20 protein-coding genes and 1 riboswitch are annotated in these 24,186 nt (G+C 73.2%); of the genes, 7 read left to right on the forward strand and 13 right to left on the reverse strand.

Annotated features, from left to right (window positions below; genetic code table 11):
* The first annotated feature begins 109 nt into the window (after positions 1-109).
* Both ADL34_RS21410 and ADL34_RS21415 read left to right on the forward strand, forming a co-directional pair.
* Positions 110-874, forward strand: coding sequence for a crotonase/enoyl-CoA hydratase family protein (locus tag ADL34_RS21410; RefSeq protein ID WP_062671127.1), 765 nt, complete (start codon positions 110-112; stop codon positions 872-874).
* A gap of 301 nt (positions 875-1,175) precedes the next feature.
* Positions 1,176-2,270 carry a mechanosensitive ion channel family protein gene (locus ADL34_RS21415; RefSeq protein WP_062671129.1) on the forward strand — a complete coding sequence of 365 codons (1,095 nt, stop codon included), beginning with the start codon at positions 1,176-1,178 and terminating at the stop codon, positions 2,268-2,270.
* A 6-nt stretch (positions 2,271-2,276) separates the two neighbouring features.
* Here ADL34_RS21415 and ADL34_RS21420 read toward each other — a convergent pair whose 3' ends face one another.
* Positions 2,277-3,842, reverse strand: a complete 1,566-nt coding sequence (locus ADL34_RS21420) for a M1 family metallopeptidase (protein WP_062671131.1) — start codon at positions 3,840-3,842, stop codon at positions 2,277-2,279.
* 246 nt (positions 3,843-4,088) lie between these two features.
* Here ADL34_RS21420 and ADL34_RS21425 point away from each other — a divergent pair, with 246 nt between their 5' ends.
* Both ADL34_RS21425 and ADL34_RS21430 read left to right on the forward strand, forming a co-directional pair.
* Complete coding sequence (locus ADL34_RS21425; protein WP_062671133.1) at positions 4,089-6,308, forward strand: NADP-dependent isocitrate dehydrogenase; 2,220 nt, start codon at positions 4,089-4,091, stop codon at positions 6,306-6,308.
* Between the two features lie 174 nt (positions 6,309-6,482).
* Entirely contained in the window at positions 6,483-7,280 is a 798-nt protein-coding gene (locus ADL34_RS21430; RefSeq protein WP_062671135.1) for an N-formylglutamate amidohydrolase, read from the forward strand.
* Between the two features lie 9 nt (positions 7,281-7,289).
* On the opposite strand, the gene ADL34_RS21435 is transcribed toward ADL34_RS21430, so the two are convergent.
* The 3 genes from ADL34_RS21435 to ADL34_RS21445 form a co-directional block, all read right to left on the reverse strand.
* On the reverse strand, positions 7,290-7,769 hold the full coding sequence (locus ADL34_RS21435) for a hypothetical protein (protein ID WP_199835607.1): 480 nt from the start codon (positions 7,767-7,769) through the stop codon (positions 7,290-7,292).
* Positions 7,766-8,341 (reverse strand): RNA polymerase sigma factor, encoded by a 576-nt coding sequence (locus ADL34_RS21440; protein WP_062671137.1) that lies wholly within the window; start codon positions 8,339-8,341, stop codon positions 7,766-7,768. The genes ADL34_RS21435 and ADL34_RS21440 overlap by 4 nt, the downstream gene beginning before the upstream one ends.
* A gap of 62 nt (positions 8,342-8,403) precedes the next feature.
* The gene (locus tag ADL34_RS21445) at positions 8,404-9,831 is read right to left on the reverse strand and encodes a S8/S53 family peptidase (RefSeq protein ID WP_062671140.1); all 1,428 of its coding nucleotides are present in this window, start codon (positions 9,829-9,831) and stop codon (positions 8,404-8,406) included.
* A 146-nt stretch (positions 9,832-9,977) separates the two neighbouring features.
* Between ADL34_RS21445 and ADL34_RS21450 the strand changes: the two genes are divergently transcribed.
* Positions 9,978-12,545 (forward strand): CHAT domain-containing protein, encoded by a 2,568-nt coding sequence (locus ADL34_RS21450; protein ID WP_062671142.1) that lies wholly within the window; start codon positions 9,978-9,980, stop codon positions 12,543-12,545.
* A gap of 209 nt (positions 12,546-12,754) precedes the next feature.
* On the opposite strand, the gene ADL34_RS21455 is transcribed toward ADL34_RS21450, so the two are convergent.
* The gene (locus tag ADL34_RS21455) at positions 12,755-14,566 is read right to left on the reverse strand and encodes a LuxR family transcriptional regulator (RefSeq protein ID WP_062671144.1); all 1,812 of its coding nucleotides are present in this window, start codon (positions 14,564-14,566) and stop codon (positions 12,755-12,757) included.
* A 94-nt stretch (positions 14,567-14,660) separates the two neighbouring features.
* Here ADL34_RS21455 and ADL34_RS21460 point away from each other — a divergent pair, with 94 nt between their 5' ends.
* Positions 14,661-15,746: a M12 family metallopeptidase gene (locus ADL34_RS21460; protein WP_062671146.1), complete on the forward strand. Its 1,086-nt coding sequence runs from the start codon at positions 14,661-14,663 to the stop codon at positions 15,744-15,746.
* Between the two features lie 184 nt (positions 15,747-15,930).
* Here the strand turns inward: ADL34_RS21460 and ADL34_RS21465 are convergent, their stop codons facing one another.
* The 8 genes from ADL34_RS21465 to ADL34_RS37125 all read right to left on the reverse strand — a co-directional run bounded on the left by ADL34_RS21465 (position 15,931) and on the right by ADL34_RS37125 (position 23,133).
* On the reverse strand, positions 15,931-17,313 hold the full coding sequence (locus tag ADL34_RS21465) for an NtaA/DmoA family FMN-dependent monooxygenase (RefSeq protein WP_062671148.1): 1,383 nt from the start codon (positions 17,311-17,313) through the stop codon (positions 15,931-15,933).
* Positions 17,314-17,331: 18 nt separating this feature from the next.
* Entirely contained in the window at positions 17,332-18,516 is a 1,185-nt protein-coding gene (locus ADL34_RS21470) for an LLM class flavin-dependent oxidoreductase (RefSeq protein WP_062671151.1), read from the reverse strand.
* A 77-nt stretch (positions 18,517-18,593) separates the two neighbouring features.
* Positions 18,594-19,616 carry an ABC transporter substrate-binding protein gene (locus ADL34_RS21475; RefSeq protein WP_062671153.1) on the reverse strand — a complete coding sequence of 341 codons (1,023 nt, stop codon included), beginning with the start codon at positions 19,614-19,616 and terminating at the stop codon, positions 18,594-18,596.
* A 66-nt stretch (positions 19,617-19,682) separates the two neighbouring features.
* Entirely contained in the window at positions 19,683-20,468 is a 786-nt protein-coding gene (locus ADL34_RS21480) for an amino acid ABC transporter ATP-binding protein (RefSeq protein ID WP_062671155.1), read from the reverse strand.
* Positions 20,465-21,448: an amino acid ABC transporter permease gene (locus ADL34_RS21485; protein WP_062671157.1), complete on the reverse strand. Its 984-nt coding sequence runs from the start codon at positions 21,446-21,448 to the stop codon at positions 20,465-20,467. Before ADL34_RS21485 ends, ADL34_RS21480 begins: the two co-directional genes overlap by 4 nt.
* Positions 21,449-21,622: 174 nt before the next feature.
* Positions 21,623-21,772 (reverse strand): hypothetical protein, encoded by a 150-nt coding sequence (locus ADL34_RS36165; protein ID WP_159038958.1) that lies wholly within the window; start codon positions 21,770-21,772, stop codon positions 21,623-21,625.
* A gap of 29 nt (positions 21,773-21,801) precedes the next feature.
* A riboswitch (SAM riboswitch) is annotated at positions 21,802-21,909 on the reverse strand.
* A 38-nt stretch (positions 21,910-21,947) separates the two neighbouring features.
* Complete coding sequence (locus ADL34_RS21490) at positions 21,948-22,856, reverse strand: glutathione S-transferase C-terminal domain-containing protein (protein ID WP_062671159.1); 909 nt, start codon at positions 22,854-22,856, stop codon at positions 21,948-21,950.
* Positions 22,857-23,034: 178 nt separating this feature from the next.
* Positions 23,035-23,133, reverse strand: a complete 99-nt coding sequence (locus tag ADL34_RS37125) for a putative leader peptide (protein WP_324610578.1) — start codon at positions 23,131-23,133, stop codon at positions 23,035-23,037.
* Positions 23,134-23,283: 150 nt separating this feature from the next.
* Here ADL34_RS37125 and ADL34_RS21495 point away from each other — a divergent pair, with 150 nt between their 5' ends.
* Positions 23,284-24,024 (forward strand): class I SAM-dependent DNA methyltransferase, encoded by a 741-nt coding sequence (locus tag ADL34_RS21495; protein ID WP_062671194.1) that lies wholly within the window; start codon positions 23,284-23,286, stop codon positions 24,022-24,024.
* Positions 24,025-24,186 lie beyond the last annotated feature (162 nt).

Raw genomic sequence — 24,186 nt, forward strand, 5'->3', positions numbered from 1 at the left:
TGAGGTCAAGGCCGACACGATCCGGGCAGGTGTGCGATCCCCGGTGGAAGGCGGAGCGACCGCTCAGTACCGTACGAGATCCGTCCAGAGACAGGGAGAGGACCCCGCCATGCCGGTCCGCGTCGAGCGTCAGGGGCACGTCACCACCGTCGTCCTCTCCCGTCCGGAGGTACGCAACGCCGTGGACGGGCCCACGGCCGCCGCACTGGCCGCGGCCTTCCGGGAGTTCGAGGCGGACGACGGGGCGCGGGTGGCGGTGCTGTGGGGCGAGGGCGGCACGTTCTGCGCGGGCGCGGACCTCAAGGCGATGGGCAGCGGGCGGGGCAACCGGGTCGCCGAGGACGGTGACGGCCCGATGGGGCCGACGCGGCTGCGGCTGTCGAAGCCGGTGATCGCGGCGATCGCCGGGCACGCCGTGGCGGGCGGTCTCGAACTGGCCCTGTGGTGCGATCTGCGGGTCGCCGAGGAGGACGCGGTGTTCGGCGTGTTCTGCCGCCGCTGGGGCGTGCCGCTGATCGACGGCGGCACGGTACGGCTGCCCCGGCTGATCGGTACGAGCCGCGCGATGGACCTGATCCTGACCGGGCGGCCGGTGCCGGCGGCGGAGGCGCACGCCATCGGACTGGCCAACCGGGTCGTGCCGGCCGGGCGGGCCCGCGCCGAGGCGGAGGAACTGGCCGCCGCCCTGGCCGAGTTCCCGCAGGACTGCCTGCGGGCCGACCGGGCGTCGGTGCTGGACCAGGAGGGGCTCGGCGAGACGGCCGCGATGCGGGGTGAACTCCGGTACGGCATGAGCGTGTTGGCCGAGGGCATGGAGGGCGCCGCCCGCTTCGCCGCAGGCGCCGGCCGGCACGGGTCGTTCACGGACCGCTGACCCGGGGCACGGACGCCGGGCGCGCGCCCCGACTGCGCCTGCGCACGACACCGATGCCCCCGTCGCCCCTCGAAGGCGGCGGGTGTTCCGGGGAGAATGCCCGGAAGCGGTCTGTGGGGCCGCCACGTGGCACGAACTGGTGTGCGCGATACGGCAGGATGAGCCCGCGCGCCGGCCACGGGGGACGACAGGGGCGGCGCGACGGCACATCACGGAATCGAGCAGGGGACAACGTGACGAGACCTCATATCGCGCCGGCGTCGACGGCGTCGGCCGCCGCCCTCCACGCCGGAGGTGACCGGTGAAGCGCGCGCTCACGGTGGACGACCTGGTGATGGGCGGCATCGCGCTCGCGGCGGGCCTGCTGGCGGCCCTCGCGCTGCGCGTCCTGTTCCGCTGGCTGCGCAAGCACGCCGACCGCACCCGCTGGAGCGGTGACGACCTGATCGTGGACGTGCTGCGGACCGTGGTGCCGTGGGCGGCGTTCCTCGGCGGCGCGGCCTCGGCGGGCGCGGCGCTGCCCCTCACCCGGACGGTGCAGCGGCACGTCAACCAGTCGCTGACGGTCGTGCTCATCTTCGTGGTGACGCTGGCGGCGGCGCGCGGGATCGCCGGGGTGATGCGGTCGGTCACGCAGTCCCGCCCGGGGGTCGCCGGCTCCGCCACGATCTTCGTCAACATCACCCGGGTGCTGGTGCTGGCCATCGGGTTCCTGGTGGTGCTGCAGACGCTGGGCATCTCGATAGCGCCGATGCTGACCGCGCTGGGCGTCGGTGGTCTCGCGGTGGCGCTGGCGCTCCAGGACACCCTGGCGAACCTCTTCGCGGGCATCCACATCCTGGCCTCGAAGACGGTCCAGCCCGGCGACTACATCCGGCTCGCCAGCGGCGAGGAGGGCTACGTCGAGGACATCAACTGGCGTCAGACGACGGTCCGGGCGCTCTCCAACAATCTGATCGTCATCCCCAACGGGGAGCTCGCGAAGACGAACATGACCAACTTCATGCGTCCCGAACAGGAGTTGACGATCCTGGTGCAGGTCGGGGTGGCCTACGACAGCGATCTCGACCTGGTCGAGCGGGTGACCTCCGAGGTCGTCGCCGAGGTGATGAAGGAGGTCGAGGGGGCGCTGCCGGAGCACGAGCCGGTGATCCGCTTCCACACCTTCGGCGACTCCCGGATCGGCTTCACGGTGATCCTCGGTGTGGGCGAGTTCAGCGACCAGTACCGGATCAAGCACGAGTTCATCAAACGGCTGCACCGGCGCTACCGCCGCGAGGGCATCCGCATCCCGGCGCCCACGCGGACGGTGGCGATCCAGCAGGGCACGGTGTCCATCCCGCAGCAGCGGGTGCCCGGAGAGGCGGACGAGATCGCTCCCGTCCGCCTCGACTGACCGTCGCTACAGGGTCGCGGAGTTGTCGTGGCTCCGGGCCGTCGAGCGGCGGCCCGGGGCGAGCGAGGCGCTCACCGGGGTGACCGTCCAGTCCGGGTGGCCGGGCATCCGCGGCGTCTTCGTGCCGTACAGCCAGTCCCGCAGGAAGCCGCCGAGGTCCTGGCCCGCGACCTCGGAGGCGACGGCGATGTAGTCCTCCGTCGACGCCGAGGCGTTGCGGTAGCGGGCGAGGAAGGTGCGCTCCACGGTGTTGAAGGTGGCCTCGCCCACGAGGTTGCGCAGCGCGTACAGCACGAGGACGCCGCCGAGGTAGCGCTGGCTGTCGAACAGGTTGGCGGCGTTCGGGGCCGCGACCGGCCCGGAGGTGCGGCGCCACTGGTCGCCCTGGGCGTAGGTGTTCTTCATCCGGGCCTCCATGGTGGAGAGGCCCAGGGAGTCGGTCCAGCCGCGCTCGTAGCGGTAGAGCAGGCCGTAGAAGTCGGCGTGCCCCTCGTTGATCCACAGGTCGGCCCAGTCGGCGGGGCTCACGCTGTTGCCGAAGTAGGAGTGGACCAGCTCGTGCATCATGTGCGAGCCGATCTTGGACTCCTCCTGGAGCAGGTAGTTCGGCTTGTACAGGGTGAGGGTCTGGGTCTCCAGGCCGGTGAAGTCGAAGGCGTTCGGGGCGTCGGAGTTGCAGGGCAGCAGTCCGTACGTCTCGAACGGGTAGGCGCCGAGGCGCGCCTCCAGCCACTCCACCAGGCCGGGCGTCAGCGCGAGGGCCGGCTCCAGCGCGGCGGCGCGGGCGGCGGGGACGACGTCGCGCAGCGGCAGCCCGTGCGGGCCCTGCCGCTCCTTGATCACGTAGTCGCCGACCGTGATCTGCACCAGTTCGGTGGCCATGGGCTCGCGCGAGCGGTAGGTGTACGCCGTACGGCCGCCGGACAGGGTCTCGGTGCGCACGAGCAGGCCGCTCGCGACGCCGCGCAGGCCGGCCGGGACGGTGATGCGGAAGGTGAAGTCGGCCTTGTCGGACGGGTGGTCGTTGCAGGGGAAGACGGTGTGGGCCAGGTTCGGCTGGCCGCACACCGCGAACCCGTCCAGGGTGTCGACCCAGCCGGTGAGCGGCTGCGGGATGCGGCGCGGGTCCGCCGAGTACTCCACGCACACGGTCGCCGAGGACTTGTCCGGCAGCGTCCGTGCGGGCGTGATCCGCAGCTTCTCCTCCACCTGCTCGAAGGTCGCCGCGCGGCCCCCGACGCGGACGGAGCGTATGTCGAGGCCGAGGGAGTCCAGGGCGAAGCGGGACAGCGCCTGGGTGGTGCGGATCCGCAGGGTGACCTTCGCGTCGACCAGGCGGGTCGCGGGGTCGTAGGAGAAGTCGAGGTCGTAGGCGCTGACGCGGTAGCCGTCGTTGCCCAGGGCCGGGTAGACGCGGTCGCCGAGGGTCTCCGGTCCCGGGGTGCCGGACTTCTTCCTGGCCGCCGGCTCCCCCGCCGTCGGTGCGGCCTGGGCCGAGGGAGCGCCGGCCAGGGCCGCCGCGGTGCCGATGAGGGCGGCCGCCGGGGCCGTCACTCGGGTGCGATATCTCATGGTCCGCCTTCGCTGGGGCGGCCGGGTGGTCAGGACCGGCCGCCGGTCGGTGATCTCCCTACATGACTGCCGGACCGCGCGATCAGGTTGCACGGAGGCCATCCGTCCGTTTGCGTGGATCCGGACGGGGACCGCTCGGGCCCCCGCACGGCATCCGGCGCCCGTGACCGGACCCCTGTCGAGGACGGGTCGGTCACGAGATATCTTGATGTCGAGCAATGTTGCAGACGTGGAGCGGAGCACCCGGTGACTGACTCGACCATCATCTATACGCACACTGACGAGGCCCCGGCCCTGGCGACGTATTCCTTCCTGCCGGTGGTCCAGGCGTACGCCTCGCAGGCGGGCGTTCCCGTGGAGACGCGGGACATCTCGCTGGCCGGACGCATCATCGCGGTGTTCCCGGAGTACCTGACCGAGGACCAGCGCATCCCGGACGCCCTCGCCGAGCTCGGTGAGCTCGCCAAGACGCCCGCGGCCAACATCATCAAGCTGCCGAACATCTCGGCGTCGATCCCTCAGCTCAAGGCCGCCGTCGCCGAGCTCCAGGGCCAGGGCTACGCGCTCCCGAACTACCCGGACGACCCCAAGACCGACGAGGAGCGGGAGATCCAGGCCCGCTACGACAAGGTCAAGGGCTCCGCGGTGAACCCGGTCCTGCGCGAGGGCAACTCCGACCGCCGTGCCCCCGCCTCGGTGAAGAACTACGCCAAGACCCACCCGCACCGCATGGGCGCCTGGACCTCCGAGTCCAGGACGAACGTGGCGACCATGGGCGAGAACGACTTCCGCTCCACCGAGAAGTCCGTCGTGGTCTCCGAGGCCGGCGCGCTGCGCATCGAGCACGTCGCCGAGGACGGCACCACGACCGTGCTGCGCGAGTCGGTCCCCGTACTGGAGGGCGAGGTCGTCGACGCGTCCGTGCTGCACGTGGCCGCGCTGCGCGAGTTCCTCACCGCGCGGATCGCCGAGGCCAAGGCGCAGGGCGTGCTGTTCTCCGTGCACCTGAAGGCCACGATGATGAAGGTCTCCGACCCGATCATCTTCGGTCACGTGGTGCGCGCCTTCTTCCCGAAGACCTTCGAGCGCTTCGGCGCCGACCTGGCCGCCGCGGGCCTGTCCCCGAACGACGGCCTGGGCGGCATCCACAAGGGCCTGGAGTCGCTGGCGAACGGCGCCGAGATCAAGGCGTCCTTCGACGCCGAGCTGGCCGAGGGCCCGGCCCTGGCGATGGTCGACTCCGACAAGGGCATCAGCAACCTGCACGTGCCGTCCGACGTCATCGTCGACGCCTCCATGCCGGCCATGATCCGCACCTCCGGCCACATGTGGGGCCCGGACGGCCAGGAGGCCGACACCCTCGCCGTCCTCCCGGACTCGTCGTACGCCGGTGTCTACCAGGCCGTGATCGACGACTGCCGCGCGAACGGCGCCTACGACCCGTCGACCATGGGCTCCGTCCCGAACGTCGGCCTCATGGCGCAGAAGGCCGAGGAGTACGGCTCGCACGACAAGACCTTCGAGGTCAAGGCCGCCGGCACGGTCCGCCTGGTCGACGGCAAGGGCGACGTGCTGATCGAGCAGCCGGTCGCCGCGGGTGACATCTTCCGCGCCTGCCAGACCAAGGACGCGCCGATCCGCGACTGGGTGAAGCTGGCCGTGACCCGTGCCCGCGCCACCGGCGACCCGGCGGTGTTCTGGCTGGACGAGACCCGCGCCCACGACGCGCAGCTGATCGCCAAGGTCCGGCAGTACCTGCAGGAGCACGACACCGAGGGCCTGGACATCCGGATCCTCGACCCGGTCGCGGCGACCAAGCTGTCGGTGGAGCGCATCCGCCGCGGCGAGAACACCATCTCCGTCACCGGCAACGTGCTGCGCGACTACCTGACCGACCTCTTCCCCATCCTGGAGCTGGGCACCAGCGCCAAGATGCTGTCGGTCGTGCCGCTGATGGCGGGCGGCGGCCTGTTCGAGACGGGCGCCGGCGGCTCCGCGCCGAAGCACGTCCAGCAGCTCGTCAAGGAGAACTACCTGCGCTGGGACTCCCTCGGTGAGTTCTTCGCGCTGGTGCCGTCCCTGGAGCAGTTCTCGACGGCGACGGGCAACGCCAAGGCGAAGGTCCTCGCCGACACCCTCGACCGCGCCACGGCGACGTTCCTCAACGAGGACAAGTCCCCGACCCGTCGCGTCGGCGGCATCGACAACCGCGGCAGCCACTTCTTCCTGTCCCTGTACTGGGCGCAGGAGCTGGCGGCCCAGAGCGACGACGCCGACCTCGCCAAGGCGTTCGCCCCGCTCGCCGAGACCCTCGCGGCGAACGAGCAGAAGATCGTCGAGGAGCTGAACTCGGTCCAGGGCGAGCCGGCCGACATCGGCGGCTACTACCAGCCCGACCCGGCCAAGGCTGCCGCGGTCATGCGCCCGTCCGCCACGTGGAACGAGGCGCTCGCGTCCCTGAGCTGACGCACCCGCCCACGATTCCGCCCCGGCCGGTCCCTCCGGCCGGGGCGGAGCCGTGTCCGGACCGTCCCGTGCGCCGGGACCGTGCCCCAACCGTCCCGCGTGGCCGGGGCCGCTGTCAGTGGCGTGTGACACCTTGATCGTCGTACCTCACCGACAGCACCTTTGGAGCAGCGCATGAGCGTCGTGCCGCCCTCGTTCGACCACCTCCCCGGAGACCCCGAGTCCCCGGTGATCCTGCACGTGCCGCACTCGTCACGGGAGATACCGGCCGGCGTGCGGTCCGGGATCGTCCTGGACGACGCCGCGCTGGAGCGGGAGCTGGACCACATCACCGACGCGCACACGGCGTCGATCGCCGAGGCGGCGGCCCGGGCGGCCGGTGTCACCCCGTGGCGGTTCGTGAACCGACTGTCCCGGCTCGTCGTCGATCCCGAGCGCTTCCCGGACGACCGGGAGGAGATGCTGGCCGTCGGGATGGGCGCCGTGTACACGCGGACCACGCACCGGGAACCGCTGCGGCCCGACGGCACCGACCCCGAGCCGCTGGTCGAGCGCTACTTCCGGCCGTACGCGCAGGCCATGGCGGACGCCGTCGCCGACCGGCTCGCCGCCACCGGCCGGGCCGTGATCGTCGACGTGCACTCCTACCCGGCCGACCCGCTGCCGTACGAGCTGCACGCCGACGGCCCCCGGCCGCCCGTGTGCCTGGGCACCGACTCCTTCCACACGCCGCCCGCCCTGCTCGCCGCCGCGCGGGAGGCGTTCGCGCCGTGCGGGGAGACCGGGCTGGACAGCCCGTTCGCGGGCACGTACGTGCCGCTGGAGTTCTACGGCGAGGACCCGCGGGTGTCCGCCCTGATGGTCGAGATCCGGCGGGACACGTACATGACGGAGCCGGGCGGTCCGGCAGGTCCCGGACTCACCCGGCTCGCGGGCGCGCTGGCGGCGCTGGTGGACGCCGTCACACGCTGATCCCCCGGCTCAGGCCCGTGTCCACTCCGTGACGACGACCTCCGCGCCGGTCCGCAGCCGCAGGGCGAACGGGCCGGTGAGGGGGGCGTCGCTGGAGAAGCGGCCCATGGCGTCGGCGTCGACCGTCACGGCCGTCTGCGGCCCGCCCAGCACCTCGATACGGGCGGGCCGCGGCGGCAGCACCTGCCCCATGAGGCCCTGCGCGGTCACCTCCACGTCGACGGTCACCTCGCCGGCGCTGAAGGTCAGCATCCGCGGGACGTCCTCGGCCCCCCTCACCGGGATGGCGTCGACCACCGAGTCGAACGTCAGCCCGGCGATCCGGGCGTCCAGGTCGTGCAGCGCGAAGGCCGCGACGGCGATCTCCCGCAGCTGCGCGGGCACGGGATCGAGGATGGCGGCCGCCTGGCGCAGCTCCGCCTCCAGCGGGCCCCCGTCGAACTCGTCCTCTCCGAACGGCTCCTGGCCCTCCGGCATGTCGTCGGTCATCGTGCCCCCCGTGCGTCGAGTCGGGCCCGCAGCCGGCGCAGACAGCGCTGGCGCAGTGGTCCGATACTGCCTACGGCGATGCCCAGCGCGGCCGACACCTCCTGATAGCTCGGCGGCGGCGAGGCCATCAGCACCCGCAGCAACTGGCGGCAGCGGTCGCCCAGTTCCTCGAACTCCTGCCACATCCAGCGGATCCGCTCGCTCTCGGCGGCCGCCTCCTCCGAGTCGAGGACCGACTGCTCGGGCGTGCGCTCCTCGCTGACCCGGTCCAGCAGCTGCGGATCGCTCGTCACGGTCAGCCGCCGCAGGCTCTTGAGGACCTTCAGGCTCTCGTGCCGCGCGGTGCTGGCGAGCCAGGAGCCGGCCTTCTCCGGTTCCCGGATCCGCCCCAGGTTCTGGGCGAAGCGGAACCACACGGTCTGGTACACCTCATGGGCGTCGGCGTCCCCCAGCCGGTGGGCGCGCACCACCGACCACACCAGTGGGCTCAGCCCTTCCACGAGCGCCTTCCAGGCCGCCGCGTCGCCGTCCACGGCGGACCGGACCAACGCGCCGACGTCTGCACGGTCCACAACTCCACCCCTCGTGTACGACACGTCATCGTACGCCGCGGAGTGGACCGTTCCGACCGTCATCACCGGGCGGCCGGAAGGCCGACGGGCACGGGGCGCCAGGTCGCGGGGCGCAGCGCCGGCACGTGCGCCCCGCGCACCTCCGCGAAGCCGGAGGACGCCGCGAGCATCTTGTACCGGGCGACGCGCGGGTCGTTCTCCGCCTGCGCGGACATGTGCGCGGAGATCATCCCGGCGACGAGCGGGGTGGCGAACGAGGTGCCGCTCCAGTGCGCGTGGCCGTCGAACGTCACCTGGTCCGGCTTGCCCGCGGGGTCCTGCTCGCTGAGCACGCCGGTGTGGCGCGGCGACTGGCAGGTGCAGGAGTAGCCGAAGCCGTAGCGGCAGGCGTCGTAGGTGGAGTGCTGGTAGACGTAGGGCATCGGCTGCTCGAAGCCGGTGAGGACGCTGGTGAGGCGCTCGCCGGGGGCGTACACCTTCACCCAGGCGCCGTGGTTGCTGAAGCAGGCGCCGAACTCGCCGTCGGCGCGCAGCGCCCCGACCGAAAGCACCGCGTCCTGGTAGTCGGGCAGGTCCGCGTAGGCGGCGGGCCAGAACGGCGTCGCGCTGCCGTTGTTGCCGGCGGCGGCGACGAGCAGGGTGCGCTGCCCGCGCAGTTCGCGCATGAACGCCTCGATGCCGAGCAGTCCGTCGGTGCGGCCGTTGGAGGTGCCCGCGGAGAGGCTGAGGATGTCGGGCCAGCCGCCCTGGTCGACGGCCTCGAAGAGCTTCTCGCCGAACTCGGACTCCAGGATGGCGCCGGCGTCGTTGAGGCTGTTGCGCACGGTGATGGAGGTGTTGGGTGCCACCGCGGCGACGAGTCCGGCGATGAACGTGCCGTGCCCGACGTACTGCTGGAGGACGCCGTCGTCGTCGCACTCCTGGATCTGGGCGTCGCCGTCGGTGTGGGCGAGCAGCGGGGAGGACCGGAAGTCGTTCATGAGCCCGGTGTCGACGACCAGGACACCGACGGCGCTGTCCGCGTCCCAAGTGCCCTCGACAGGGGCCGGGTTGAGTCCCTCGCCCTGACCGACGGGGACGGGCTCGTCGCCCGGGCAGGAGTTGACGGCGATGGACACCAGGTGGTTGCGGCTGACGAGCCGGCGTCCGGCGCGGCCCTCGACCTCCCGCAGGGCGCGCAGGGCGTGCGCCACGGGCCGGTCGCCGGCGCGGTCGCCCTCCCCGGGGTCGCCGACCTGGATGCGGGTGATGCCGGAGCGGTTGGTGCGGGGGCTCGCGCGGCGCACGTGGTCCTGCACGAGTTCGGGCTGGGCGGTGAAGTGCGCGCGGACGGTGTCCTCGACGAGGGCGGCGTCCTCGCCGTCGCGGACCAGCACATAGCCCTTCTCGTAGATGAACTCGGCCGAGTCGTCCGGGCCCATCGCGAGGGGGACGTCGGGCATGGAGCGCTGGATCTGCTCGAACTGCTCGTGGAATCGCTGTGGTGCCATGGGTGTCCTCCCGATGGGGCGACGGTCGTCAATCAGAGCCGTGGGACGGCTGATTGATACAGCGACAAACCGTGTGGTCCGGTTCCGGGGCAACTACCATCCGTGGAGTGACAGCGGGAAGCGACTCGGTTCTCGAACTGCTGCCGATGGTGTTCGCGGCCCCGAACGACGCGCTGGCGAGGGCGGAGGGTGTGCTCGACGCCGATCCGTCGCCGTTGCACGCCTCCGTGGCGCATCAGGTGATCGGCATCTGGCAGCGCGACTGGGGCGACATGCGGATCGCCCTGCACCACCTGCGGCGTGCCCGGGATCTCGCGGCCCGCGCGGAGTCGGCCGAGCGGGAGGCCGACGTCCTGGCGGCGCTCGGGGTCGCGTTGGTGCACGCGGGGCGCACTCAGCAGGGCCTGGCCGCGCTGGAGCGCGGGGTGGAGCGCGTCAGCGGGCATACGCGCGCCCGCGTGCTGTTCCGGCGTGCCTACGCCCGCTGGGTCCTGGGGCACCACCGGGCGGCGCTGGAGGACGTCCGCCGGGCGGTCCCGGTGCTGCGGCAGGCCGACGACGTGATCTGGACGGCGCGGGCCCTGACGCTGCGGGCCACCGTGCATCTGGCGCTCGGCGCGGTGGACCGGGCGGACGCCGACTTCGCGGCGGCCGAGGCGCTGTGGGACACCACCGGCCAGGAGCACGACAAGGCGGACGCGGTGGAGAGCCGGGGGCTCGCCGCGTTCCGGTCCGGCGACATACCGGCAGCGCTGCGCCTCCTCGACGAGGCCGAGGAGCGCTACGCCAAGCTCGGCACGCCGACGTTCATGCTCAGCATCCGGCGCTGCGAGGTGCTGATGGCCGCCGGTCTGGCACCGGAGGCGCTCGCCGAGGCGGACGCGGCGATCGCCGTCCTCGACCGCATCGGCGGGCAGTCCACCCGCAAGGCGGAACTGCTGCTGTCGGCCGCGACGGCGGCCCGGCTCGCGGGCGACGCGCACACCGCGATCGCGCGCGCCGACATGGCCGTTCGGCTGTTCACGGGGCAGCGGCGGCCCTGGTGGGAGGCGCACGCCCGGCTGGTGCTCATCGAGGCGCGGGTGGCCGCCGGACGCAGTTCGGGCCGGCTGGTCGCCGACACGGCCGCGGTCGCCGAACGGCTGGCGTCCTTCGGCGCGCCCGCCGCACCGGAGGCGTCGCTGCTCGCGGGCCGCATCGCGCTCGGGCTGGGCTGGCGGGCCGACGCCGAACGGCATCTGGCGCTCGCCGCCCGCAGCCGGCGCAGCGGGCCGCCGCTGGCCCGGATGACGGGCTGGGCGGCACAGGCGCTGCGGGCCCGGGCGGCCGGGTCGGGGCGCGGGGTGCTGGAGGCGTGCCGGCGGGGCCTCGACGTGCTGGACGCGCACCGGATGACGCTGGGCGCGTCCGAGCTGCGGGCACGGGCGAGCGCGCAGGGCGCGGAGCTCGCGGCGCTGGCGCAGCAGGCGAGCCTGGACACCGGGGGGCCGCGCCGGCTGCTGGTGTGGAGCGAGCGCTGGCGGGCGTCGGCACTGTCGGCGCCCCCGACCAGGCCACCGGCCGACCCTCAGCTCCAGAGCGACCTCACGGCGTTCCGGGAGATCGCGGCACGCGCCGAGGCCGCCCGGATGGACGCCCGCCCGGTGCCCGCGCTGGAGCGCGAACAGCGGCGCCTGGAACGGGAGATCCGCGCCCGGACGCTGCACATGCGGGGCGACGCGCCGGGCGACGGTCACCGCTTCGATCCCGGGCGGCTGCTGGACCGGCTCGGGGACGGCGTACGGCTGGTCGAGCTCGCCGTGCTGGACGGCCGGGTCCAGGTGCTGCTGTGCGGGCAGGGCCGGGTGCGCCGGTTCGAGGCCGGGCTGCTCGCGGAGGCGGAGGTGGAGGCCGAGCACGTCCAGGCCGGGCTGCGGCGGCTCGCGCATCCCGGGGCGGAGGCGCGGCTGCCTGTGGTGGAGGCCGCCGGGCGGCGTCTGGAGGAGCTGCTGCTGGGGCCCGCGGCGGCCCACCTGGGCGACGGTCCCGTGGTGGTCGTGCCGCCGGCCCGGCTGCACCGGGTGCCGTGGGCGCTGCTGCCGTCGCTGCGGGAGCGCGTGGTGAGCGTGTCGCCGTCGGCGACGAGCTGGCTGCGGGCCCGGGAGACCGAGCCGCCCCGGCGGGGCCGGCATGTGCTGGTGCGCGGGCCGGGGCTGGCGACGGGCGGCGCCGAGGTGCCGCACCTGGCCGTCCGGTACGGCGGCGCGGTCGTCCTCGAACACGCCGACGCGCGGGTGCCGCGGGTCCTGGAGGAACTGGACGGGGCCGAGCTGGCGCACATCGCGGCGCACGGCGCGTTCCGGGCGGACAGCCCGCTGTTCTCGTCGCTGCGGATGGCGGACGGCCCGATCGTCGTGCACGACTTCGAACGGCTGGACCGCAGCCCGTACCGGATCATCCTGTCCTGCTGCGACACCGCCCGCTTCGCGTCGGTCGGCGCGGACGAACTCCTGGGTCTGGTCACCGCGTTGCTGCCGCTGGGCACGGCGGGCGTGGTGGCGTGCAGCGCACCCGTGAACGACGCCGCGGTGGTGCCGCTGATGCTGACGCTCCACAAGGGCCTGGACGCCGGTCTGTCCCTGGCGGAGGCCCTGCGCGACGCGCGGGCGGCGCTCCCGGACGACGCCCTGCACAGGGCGACGGGCTGGGCTTTCACGGCGTTCGGAGCGGCCTGAGGGGCCGAGCCGGCGACGGCCGGGCGTGCATCGTGGAGTGCCGGCAGCCACGACCGGCCGGCGGGCTTGTGGCGGCGTGCGCCCGGTCGCTCGCCCGACGCGCCGCGTGCCCGGCCCGTCGCCGATGCCCCGTGTCGCCGGAACCCGAGGGGTTCCGGTCGGGCCGCGCGTGGGCCCTCACGGCGTCCGATGGACCGCCGAGGGCCCTCTCAGGCCGGGCACGCGTCCTGGGTGGACAGCAGCCACGGCAAGGCGGCCCGGTCGTTCGCGCCGAGGCGGGCGTAGGCGCTGTACAGGTGGTTGCCGACGGTCCGGACGGACAGGGTGAGCTTCTCGGCGATCTCCCGGTTGCTGAGGCCGACGGCCGCCAGGTCGACGATCTGCCGTTGCCGGGCGGTGAGTTCACCGAGCGCCAGACCGGAGAGCGCGGGCGTCCGGGCGCCCTGGCAGCGGCGGGCGAGCGCGACCGCGCGGGTGCGCGAGGTGCGGGCGGCGCGCGGGTCGCGGTGCGCCCGGGCCGCCTGTGCGTGCGCCTCGGCCGCGAACAGCAGGAAGCCGCGGGCCCGGAGCTGTTCGGCCACCTGGTCCAGTGCGTCGCCGTCGCCGCGTGCCAGGGCGTCGGCATGCGCGGCGAACACCCCGGTGAGGCGGCCGGCGGCACGCCCGGGGTCACCGAGGCGGACGGCGTCGTACGCGTCGTCCCCGACGGTGGCTCCGGGAGCGCCGGCCGCCGCCGGCCGGGTGACCGCCCCACCCCCGTGAGGGCGGCCACCCGTGATCGTGGGCGCGGCCGGGGTGTCCCCCGACTGCGCAGTGGACAGGACCAGTTCACGGCGGCAGGCGGCGTCGCCGGTGCCGTCGCGCAGCCCTTCCCTGGCCCAGGCGGCAGCCTCCCGCAGCTCACCGCGCAGGCGGGCGTAGCGGGCGCGTACGGCCGCGTAGCGGGACGGCAGCGGTGCGCCCTGCGCGGCCAGCCACTCCCCCACCGGGGCGGCCACGGTCCGGACGTCCGCCCGCTCGATCCGGCCGAGGAGAGCGACCCGCTCGACCTCCAGGGCGGGCCCGCAGCGATCCGGGGTACGGGACAGGCGGCGCGCCCGCAGCCGGCCCGCCGTCGCCCGCAGGACCGGACCGTGCAGAGGGTGCGCGAGCCGGACGGTGCCCCCGTCGTCGACGCGGACGAGACCGTCGGCCTCCAGCTGCTCCAGCGCCCGGAGATCAAGGTCCTCCCGCTCCGGATCCACGGGCAACGGCTCGGCGAACGCGAGGCGTTGGAGCGTCTCGAACTCCGCCGGGCAGGTCCGGTCCAGGAGCCGGGCGGTGCGTTCGCGGACGGTCGCGGTGACCGGCAGCGGACCGCGCCACGCCCAGCCGTCCGTGCCGTCGACCCGGTCGAGCAGGCCGCGTGCGCGCACCGCGCCGACCAGGTCGCGCAGCAGGCGCAGATCCCCCTGGCACAGGTGGTGCAGCCGGTTCACGGTGAGCGGCTCCAGGCCGGCCGCGCCGGGCGCGCCCGCCAGTAGACGGGCGGTGTCCTCCCGGGGCAGCGGCTCCAGGGTGAGGCGGGGCAGGAGGTCGCCGGTCCAGAGGCGGGAGACGGCGGCCGGTGCGGGTACGCCGTCGCTGGTCACGACGACGAGGCGGGTGCGGCCGTGGACGGCCAGTTGGTGGACGAGGGCGGCGGAGGCGTCGTCGAGCAGATGCGCGTCGTCGACCAGGAGCAGCCGAACGCCGGAGAGGTGCCGGCAGGCGTCGTGCAGGGAGGCCGCCTCGGGGACGAGGTGCGCGAACGCGGCGAAGCGGAGGTGACGGGTCTCGGGGGTGCCGGCCACCCGAGCGCACTCGGTGCCGCGCGTGGCCTCGGCGACCAGCCGGGACTTGCCGCAGCCGACCGGTCCGGTGACGACGACGCCGTCCCGGCCCGCGCCCAAAAATGCGCGTACGAGGTCGAGTTCACTCTCCCTGCCGGTGAACGGCCAGGGCGGATCCAGGGTCCTCACCGCGCGTTCGTAACTCGTCACGGCATCATGAGTGCCGTGACTCAGGTCTGATACACCGGTACTTGAGTAGCCCTCGACTCAGGCGTCCGGGGCGCCGCGACGGCACCCTGGGGGCATGACCGCTCGCTACTGCTCGCTCGCGCGGCAGTCGGCGCCGGCCTTCGCACCGGGGCTGGCCGCCGGGCGCCTCCACGCGCTCGTCTCCGGGCACCGTATGTGGGTGAACGGCACGGTCCTGCACTACTGCTTCTTCGACCGGGACACCGACACGTCCGTGATCGCCGACCCCGGTACGGGCCGCACGCGGGCGGTGTCGTGGGTGGGCGGCAAGGAGCAGCGGGACGTGGTGCGCGGGTGCTTCCAGGAGTGGGGCGACCTCGGGGCCGGGGTGTCGTTCGTGGAGGTGGACGACCGGTCGGAGGCGGAACTGCGGATCGGTTTCCAGACCGGCGACGGCTCCTGGTCGGCCGTCGGCAGGGACGCGCTGCGAATCGGCCTCGACGAGCGCACCATGAACTTCGGCTGGGACCTGACCGCGCCCGGGGAACGCGGGACGGCGCTGCACGAGATCGGGCACGCGCTGGGCATGCTGCACGAGCACCAGAGCCCGTTCGCCGGGATCCACTTCGACGACGAGGCGGTGTACACGGACCTGGCGGGGCCGCCGAACTTCTGGAGCCGCGACAAGACGTGGTTCAACATCCTGCGGAAGCTGGACGCGCACGAGGTCAACGGGTCGGTCTGGGACCCGCATTCGATCATGGAGTACCCCTTCTCGGCGGGGCTGATCCTGGAGCCCGAGCAGTTCCGCGCGGGCCTCGACCCGCCGGGTGTACTGTCGGCCGCCGACAAGGACTTCGTCCGCCGCTGGTATCCGCCGGACCCGGTGCGCGAGCCGCGTGAACTGGTGCCGTTCCGTTCGGTGCCCCTGCGGCTCGCGCCCGGCGCTCAGGCCGACTTCACCATCGAGCCGCCGGAGACGCGCACGTACACGGTGGGCACCTTCGGGGACGCCGACACGCTCGTCGTGCTCTTCGAGGAACGGGACGGCCGCCCCCGCTACCTCGCGGGCACGGACGACGGCGGCACCCCGCACAACGCCACGGTCCGCACCCGCCTGGTCAAGGGCCGCCGCTACATCGCCCGCCTCCGCCTGTACTCCACCTGGGGCTCCGGCGAGACGGCGACCATGTGCTGGTGACCCCACCCGCACCCCACAGTCCAGCGCCGGGGGAAAGGGCCGGACGCCGCCTTCGGGGACATTTCCTCGCGCGGCGTTCGGCCCACCATGTCGGGCCCGCCGCACGGGGGTGGCGGCGGGCCCGACCGGCGCCGCGTCGGCGGGTGGGCGATCGGCGGGGACCATCCCGCACTCCACAGCCCGGTCAGGAGGCCCGGCGCCGTACCCCCTCCGTGTCCGGGTGGGAAAGGCCCAGGTGGTCGCGGAGGGTCGGGCCCTCGTAGTCGGTGCGGAAGACGCCCTGTTCCTGGAGGAGCGGCACCACCTTGTCGGCGAACTCGTCCAGGCCCGTCGGGGTGAGGTGCGGGACGAGGATGAAGCCGTCGCTCGCGTCGGACTGGACGTACTCGTTGATGGTGCGGGCGAGTGTCGCCGGGGAGCCGACGAAGTTCTGCCGGTTGCCGGTGTGGATGACCAGGTCGCGGATGGACCAGTTGTTCGCCTCGGCCAGAGCGCGCCACTCCCGGGCGGTGGCGATCGGGTCCCGGTACATGCGGACCTGGGCGCGGCCCTGTGCGATGTGGCTCTCGGTGACGTCCGGGTCGACGTCGGGCAGGGGGCCGTCGGGGTCGTAGGCGGAGAGGTCGCGGTTCCAGACGAACTCCAGGTGCCGCAGGGCGGTGGCTCCGCTGACCTGCTGGCGGCGCACCTCGCGCGCGAGTTCCTCCGCCTCGGTGTCGGTGTCGGCGAGGGCGAAGGTCGCCGCGGGCAGGATGAGCAACTGGTCGGCGCGGCGGCCGTACTTGGCGAGGCGGGACTTGACGTCCGTGTAGAAGGCGCGGCCCGCCTCCAGGGTGCCGTGCCGGCTGAAGATGGCGTCCGCCTCGGCGGCGGCGAACTCGCGGCCCTCGTCGGAGTCGCCGGCCTGGAAGATGACCGGCCGGCCCTGCGGGGGGCGCGGGACGTTGAACTGCCCGTGGATGTCGAAGTGCTGCCCGGTGTGGGTGAAGGAGCCGGCCTTGGCGTCCTTGAGGAAGGTGCCGGTGGCCTGGTCGGCGACGATCTCGTCGCCGTGCCAGGAGTCGAGGAGTTCCTTGACGGTGGCGAGGAACTCCTTGGCACGGGAGTAGCGCTCCTGCTGCGGCAGGAAGCCGCCGCAGCGGAAGTTCTCGCCGGTGAAGGCGTCCCAGGAGGTGACGACGTTCCAGGCGGACCGTCCGCCGGAGAGGTGGTCCAGGCTTGCGAACTGGCGGGCCACCTCGTAGGGCTCGTTGAAGGTGGAGTTGACGGTGCCGGTGAGCCCGATGCGCTCGGTGACGGCGGCGAGCGCGGCGAGCACCGTGAAGGTGTCGGGGCGGCCCACGACGTCGAGGTCGTAGATCTTCCCGCCCTGTTCGCGCAGCCGGAGGCCCTCGGCGAGGAACAGGAAGTCGAACTTGGCGCGTTCGGCGGTCCGCGCGAAGTGCGCGAAGGAGCCGAACTCGATGTGGCTGCCGGCCCGGGGGTCGCTCCACACGGTGGTGTTGTTGACGCCGGGGAAGTGGGCTGCCAGATGGATCTGCTTCAGGGGCTTCGAGGAGGTGGTCATGGCGGGCGTCCTTCCGGCTCAGGCGGCGTAGCGGTTGGCGGGCCGGGCGAGGCCGAGCAGGCCGCGCAGGGTGCCGGCCTCGTAGGCGCGGCGGAAGACACCCCGGCGCTGGAGTTCGGGCACCAGGCCGCGGGTGATCGCCGGCAGGTCGTGGCCGGCGACGGCGGGGCGCAGCCGGAAGCCGGTGAGCCCGGCGGCGTGGAACTCCTGCAGCAGGTCGGCGAGTTGGGCGGGGCTGCCGGTGAAGACGAGTGCGTCGCTGGTGTACGGCTCCCCGGCGAGCGCGTCGAGCCGTTCGCGGCGGGCCCGCGCGGCGGCCGGGTCGTCGTCGAGGAACACGACGAGGTCGCCGAAGACGTGCAGGGGCTCGTCGGCGCGGCCCGCCGCCCGCTGTTCGGCGCGGATCACGGTGGCCACGGCCCGGGCCTCTTCGGCGTCGTGCGGGGTGACGTAGCCGATGTCGGCGGAGCGGGCCACGAGCCCGTAGGGCACGGTGTCGTGGGCGAGGGCGCTGACGACTGGCTGCCCCTGCGGCGGCCGGGGCGTGATGGACGGCCCCTTGACGCTGAAATGGCGGCCTTCGAAGTCGATGTAGTGGAGCTTGTCCCGGTCGATGAAGCGTCCGGTGGCGGTGTCGCGGATCTCGGCGTCGTCCTCCCAGCTGTCCCAGAGCCGGCGGACGACCTCGACGTGGTCGGCGGCCTCGTCGAAGAGCTCGTGGACGGCGGGGGTGTCGTAGTGCTCGATGCGTTCGATCGCGCGGCGCCCGAAGTGGGCGGCCTCGTTGGGGCGCGCGGAGATCTGGACGCGCAGGCCCGCCCGGCCGGAGCTCACATAGTCGAGGGTGGCGATGGCCTTGGATATGTGGAACGGCTCCGTGTGCGTGGCCACCACGGTCGGCACCAGTCCTATGTGGTGGGTCAGGGGGGCGACACGGGACGCGATGAGGACGGCGTCGAGCCGGCCGCGGACCTGGTCGGTGCGCCCGTCGGGGTCGAGGAAATGGGAGGACTGCAGGCCGAGGCCGTCCTCGATGGTGACGAGGTCGAGCAGGCCGCGCTCGGCCTCGGTGACGAGGTCGGTCCAGTAGGCGGCGGTGAACAGGTCCCGGGGCCGGGCGACCGGTTCGCGCCAGGACGCGGGATGCCAGCCGGTGCCGTCCAGGGCGACGGCGAGGTGCAGGGGGTCGGGGTGTGAGGACACGGTCGGTGGCCTTCCTGTGGTCCGTACGACGGCGCCGGGCCCTCCGCCGGGGAGGGCCCGGGCCCGGTCTGGGGTCGTCAGGAGTTGTCGAGCGGCAGGCCGGGCGGGTTCACCTCCGCCTTCTCCACGGCCTCGCCGGAGAGGTTCCACGCCGCGAGCCACCGGGCGTACTGCCCGTGGTCGATGAGGTGGTTGATCGCCTCGGCGAGGGGTTCGGCGAGTCCGCTGTCCTTCTTCGCGGTCGCGGCGATCAGGCCCTGCAGGCTCGCTCCGGCGCCGGAGAACTGCCCGGCTATCCGGGTCGGGTGGGGCGTGCCGCTGGTCTGGGTGACGTGGTAGGAGAGGTTGGGGCTGGGCCCGAAGTAGGCGTCGATCTTGCCGCTGTTCAGGGCCAGATAGGTGCTGTTGTTGTCCTGGAAGTACTTGACCGTCAGCTTCTTGCCCTCCTTCTCCAGGCGGCTCTTCCACTCGAGCAGGATGCGTTCCTGGTTGGTGCCGGCGCCGACGGAGACGGTGGTGCCGGCGAGGGTCCGGTAGTCGCCGTCGAAGCGGAACCCGGAGTCCTTCGGCGCCTCGAACGCCAGGTCGTCCTTGCGGTAGGAGGCGAACTCGTACTTGCGCTTGCGCTCCTCGGTGTCGGTGATGTTCGAGAAGCCGACGTCGACCTTGCCGCTGTCGATGCCGACGAAGAGGTTCTCCCAGGTGAACCGCTTGACCTCGGGCTTCAGTCCGAGGACGGCGGCGACCAGGCGCGCGAGGTCGATCTCGGAGCCGGTGAGGGTCTTCTGGTCGCTGCCCACGAAGCCCAGGGGTGGTGCCCCGGACGGCAGCGTGCCGGAGCCGACGACGAGCCGTCCGCTCTTCCTCAGGCCGGCGGGCAGCTTGGCGCTGATGGACTTCACCTCGGACACCTTGAGGGTGGTCTCCTCGGCGGCGCCGTTGGAGAGCCGGCCGACGGTGACCGTGCCGGCGCTGTCCTGCGTCGAGGTGGCGGCGTCGCTCTCGCCGCCGCAGGCGGTGAGCCCGGTGGCGAGGGTGGCGGCGGCGGTCGCGGCGGTGACGCCGCGGAGCAGGGCACGTCGGGTGATGTGGGTGGGCATGGCCGTCCTTGGGTGTGCGGGGCGGGTCGTGGGCGGGCGTGGGGGGAGGCAAAAGAGGGGGGCAGGTCAGAGGACCTTGCTGAGGAAGTCCCTGGTCCGTTCGTGCCGGGGTGCGTCGAGGACCTCGGAGGGCGGGCCCTGTTCGACGATCCGGCCGCCGTCCATGAAGACGACGCGGTCGGCGATCTCGCGGGCGAAGCCGATCTCGTGGGTGACGATGACGAGTGTGGTGCCGCTGGTCGCCAGGTCCTTGATGACGGCGAGGACCTCGCCGACGAGTTCCGGGTCGAGGGCGGAGGTCGGCTCGTCGAATAGGATGACGCCGGGGCGCAGCGCGAGGGCGCGGGCGATGGCCACGCGCTGCTGCTGCCCGCCGGACAACTGGCGTGGGTAGGCGGTGGCCTTGTCGGCGAGACCGACGCGGGCGAGCAGGTCGCGGGCGAGTTCGAGCGCGGCGGGCTTGGCGAGCCGGCGGGTGGCCACGGGGGCGGCGGCCACGTTGTCGAGCACCGTCAGGTGCGGGAACAGGTTGAAGTTCTGGAAGACGAAGCCGATCCTGCCGCGCTGGGCGAGGATGGCCCGCTCGCCGAGTTCTTTGAGGCGCCCGGCGTGCCGGCGTACGCCGATCGGTTCGCCGTTGAGGCTGACGTACCCGATCTCGGGTTTCTCCAGGTGGTTGACGACCCGGAGGAGCGTGGACTTGCCGGAGCCGGAGGGGCCGAGGATCACGGTGACCTCGCCGGGCCGCACGGTGAGGTCGACCCCGTTGAGCACGCGGTGGGTGCCGTACCACTTGTGCACGTCGTGCACCTGGACGGTGGCGGGCGCGTGGTCGTCGACGGCGGTGCTCATACGGCGGCCTCCCGGCGTGCGCGGGCCGTCAGCCCGGTGACGGCGGCCCGCAGTCTCTGGAGCGGGGTCGGCGGCAGGGAGCGGGTGGCGCCCCGGGCGTAGTACCGCTCGACGTAGAACTGGACGACGGAGACGACGCTGGTCAGGACGAGGTACCAGACGGTGGCGACCATGAGCAGCGGCACGATGTCGCCGGGGTAGGTGGAGCCCATGGACTGCGCGGCACCGAACAGGTCGAGCAGGGACACGTAGAACACCAGCGAGGTGCCCTTGATCAGGCCGATGAGCTGGTTGACGTAGTTCGGCACGATGGAGCGCAGGGCCTGCGGGAACACGATCCGGCGGAACTGGTAGCCCTTGGGCAGCCCGAGCGCGGCGGCGGCCTCGTGCTGGCCCTGGTCGACGGAGAGGATGCCGCCCCGGACGACCTCGGCGGCGTACGCGGACTCGTGGAGGCTGATGCCGACGACCGCGATGACGAGGTCGGTGGCGAGCTCGGACTCGTCGAAGGTGAGGAAGGCGGGCCCGAAGGGGACGCCGAGGCTGAGCGTCCTGTAGAGGGCGCTGAAGTTGTACAGGAACAGCAGGACGACGATGAGCGGGATGGAGCGGAACGCCCACACGTACACCCAGCTCACCGCGCGCAGCACAGGGCTGCGGGAGAGCCGGGCCAGGGCGAGCAGGACACCGCCGAGCAGGCCCAGGGCGGCGCTGTAGGCGGTGACTTCGAGGGTGACGAGAAGGCCGTCGACGATGGTGGGCCGCAGGAACCAGTAGCCGAAGCGGTCCCACTGGTAGAAGGGGTTGGTGACCAGGCCGTGGACGAACTGGGCGGCTAGGACCAGCACGGCGGCGGTGGCGATCCAGCGGCCGGGGCGCCTGAGCGGCAGCACGCGCTGGGCGGTGAGCGGTTCGGACGGGGCGGCGGCGGGCGGCGGCGCCTCGGCCAGGGAGACGGCGGCGCCTGGGGGTTCACTCATGGTGGGCTCCGGCTGGAGTCGGACGGGCCCGGGGGACGTGGACACCTCGGCCGCGGGCACGGCCGGTCGACGGCGGGGCCGGGGAGGTGGGGACGCACGGTCACCGGGGCGGGGCGGGCGACGGCACACCGCTGCGGCGGTGGGCGTCGGGGGTGCGGTGCCGCGGAGGAGAGGTCAGCCGCGGCGGCGGGCGCAGTCCGGTGCGGTACACAGTGCGCTGTTCACGCGGAGCAGATCGACGGCCCGGTCGGCGGCGAACAGCGTGGCGTACGCGTGGACGCGGCCGCGAGGGCGGCCGGTGGCCGTCCTGGGGGCTGCGTCCATGGCGTCACTCACTTTTCCGGCCGCTCGGGCCCTCGCGCTTACCGAAGTCATCCGGTCCGGTCGTCACCTGGGGCACCCCACCGCGATGCGAGGGTTGCCGGTCAGCGAGCCAGGGCTTGTCGCTGACACTCATGACCGATCTGGGCCGTAGTCAATCCAGTTGAACGGAGGGATGTCAACGGTGGTCCACGGAGCGGGACGGCTCCGGGGCGGTCCGGGCGGTGTGGGCGGTGTGGGCCGCCCAGTCCAGGATCTGCACGGCGGCGCCTGCGGCCTCGAGGCCCCGGCAACGGGCGTGGTGGCGGCGGAAGATGGCGTCCAGGTCGAGGTGCGCGCCGAACGCCGGGTGGGCGGCCAGCCGGCGGGCGTACTGCCACAGGGCGGTGTGCGCGGCGATCCGCTCGACGGCGGCGGCGTCCAGGTGGTGCCGGTGCACGGTGTCCAGCTGGACGAGGGCGACCCACAACTCGACGTCGGCGGCGGTGATCTGATCACGGATCATGTGGACGCGGCCGGTCAGCCAGCGGTCGAGCGCGCCGAGGGAGCGCAGCAGGGTCTCCAGGGCCGCCTCGCGCTCCGCCCGCCCGGCGCCGGCCGTGCCCGCGTTCTGCGCGGCGTCCTCGATGTCCTGGGCGCACATCCGCTCGACGGCCTCGATCTCGGACTCGGCGCCGCAGGGGTAGAGGGACGCGTGACAGCCGCCGAAGTGCCGGTCGAGGTCGCGCATGATGTCGGGGGCGTGCGTACTCACGATGCGCCCGGACCAGTCGTCGCTGAGGACCGGGGCGAGGGCGGGGCCGGGGTAGCGGTGGGCGCTCGCCTCGTACAGGGGGCGCAGCGCGGTGTGTCCGCTGTCGGGGCAGTCGGGAACCGCGGGCAGGAAGGTGGCCGGGCAGACGTCGCCGAGCTGCAGCAGGCTGTGGGCGACGGCGATGCGCAGGCCGTCGGGGCAGGCGGTGGAGAGGTGGAGGCGGTAGCGGCGCGGCACGGCGTAGTGGCCGCTGCGCGCGTCGCTGCCGATGCGGCCGCGGAAGGCGGGGGCGGTCCGGGTGGACGGGTGTGCGGCCGACGGTGCGACGGTCATGGCTCTCCCCTGGGCAGGCGTGTGGGCATACGGCGGGGCCGGCGGGTGGCGTCCGGCGGGCGTGGGCATGCGGCGGAGTGGGGTGTGCGGGCATGCCTGGGGGCATGCGGACCAAACGCGTGGCGGGGGGTGGCGGGGCCGCGCTCGGAGGTCGTGTCGCGGGAGCCGCGCTCCGAGGTCAGATCGCGCTGCAGACGCGCTGCAGGTCGATGTGGCGGCGGGAGGTGAGGAGGGGCGTACGGATCACTCGTCCGGTGACCGTCCCTGCGCGCCCCATGCTTCCCTACCTTTTCACTAGGAAACCTATGGTGAGTGTCGGTCCCCGCGCCCCCGGCGTCAAGAGGGCGTCCGCGGATCGGTCGCCGCGCCCGCTCCCCCGTGGAAAACCGTGTGCCGTTCGGCGGTGGCCGGCAGTACGGTGCCCGGCGTGATCGATGACGACGGATACTTCGGAGAGCCCATCGCGGCCCGCTACGACGCCACGTCGGCGGACATGTTCCGTCCGGAGGCGGTGGACCCCGCGATCGACCTGCTGGCGGAGCTGGCCGGTGACGGCGCGGCACTGGAACTCGGCGTCGGCACCGGCCGGATCGCGCTGCCGCTGGCCGCGCGGAGCGTGCCCGTGCACGGCGTCGACATGTCCCGGGCGATGGTGGCGCGGCTGCGCGCGAAGCCCGGCGGCGACGCGGTGGGCGTGACGATCGGGGACTTCGCGACGACCCGGGTGCCGGGCGAGTTCGCCGTCGCCTACCTCGTGTTCAACACCATCAACAATCTGACGACGCAGGACGCGCAAGTCGACTGTTTCGTGAACGTGGCCGCGCATCTGCGTCCGGGCGGCTGCTTCGTCGTCGAGGTGGGCGTGCCCGAGCTGCGGCTGCTGCCGCCGGGGCAGAACGCGGTGCCGTTCCGCATCAGCGACTCCGGCTGGGCGTTCGACGTCCTCGACCCCGCCACGCAGGCCATGAGCTCGAACTACGTGACCATCGTCGACGGCCGGGCGGAGCACCGCTCCATCCCGTTCCGGTACGTGTGGCCGGCGGAGCTGGACCTGATGGCGCGGCTCGCCGGGCTGCGGCTGCGGAACCGGTGGGAGGACTGGAACCGGACGCCGTTCACGGGCGAGAGCCGCACACACGTGTCGGTCTGGGAGAAGCCGGCGTTCTGACCTGGGGCATCTCGTTCGGATCATGCCGGGCTCGCGGGGTCTGGCCTGATCGGCAAGACACCCCCTAGTGCTGTGACCGGGAAGGTTCGCCGGGAAGCTCGCGGCGTCCGGTGCGGTGCATCGCAAGGCGGAGCATGACCCGCGTACTGGATGTACTCGGGT

Origin of the sequence: Streptomyces sp. NRRL WC-3605 (assembly GCF_001509795.1) — a bacterium.
In the GTDB taxonomy this organism is placed as follows: domain Bacteria; phylum Actinomycetota; class Actinomycetes; order Streptomycetales; family Streptomycetaceae; genus Streptomyces; species Streptomyces viridochromogenes.